At 63.5% G+C, this 408-nt stretch carries 1 protein-coding gene; it reads left to right on the top strand.

What is annotated here, in order from left to right; translation table 11 throughout:
* The coding region (locus AC1D0P_RS30795; protein WP_477680199.1) for a LuxR C-terminal-related transcriptional regulator at positions 1-408 on the top strand (408 nt) is incomplete at both ends.

A 408-nucleotide genomic window follows, 5' to 3' on the forward strand; every position in this document is an offset into this window, starting at 1 on the left:
GCGCTGCCCGACGGCAACGGCATCGACCTGGTCCGGCGGATGTCCATATACCTGCCCGGCACCATGCCGATCATGCTCACCAGCGCCGATGACGACGCCAATCTCTTCGACGCGCTGTCCGCCGGCGCAATGGGCTATATCCTGAAGAGCCCCAAGACGGCACATCTGATCGAGCAGCTCAAGCGCATCGACCGCAACGAGCCGCCGATCTCKCCGCGGATCGCCCACCGCATCCTCGCCTATTTYCGGGCATCGAATCCAACTGCCCGGCCCGATATCGGCCCAGCATCCGCCGGAAACCTCACCAATCGCGAACTCGAGGTGTTGAGATTGCTCGGCAAGGGACTGACTGCCGCTGAAATCGCCGGCATCCTCGGCTTCTCGCAGAACACCTGCGCCACCCACATC

The organism is Polaromonas sp. P1_G2 (assembly GCF_056405515.1).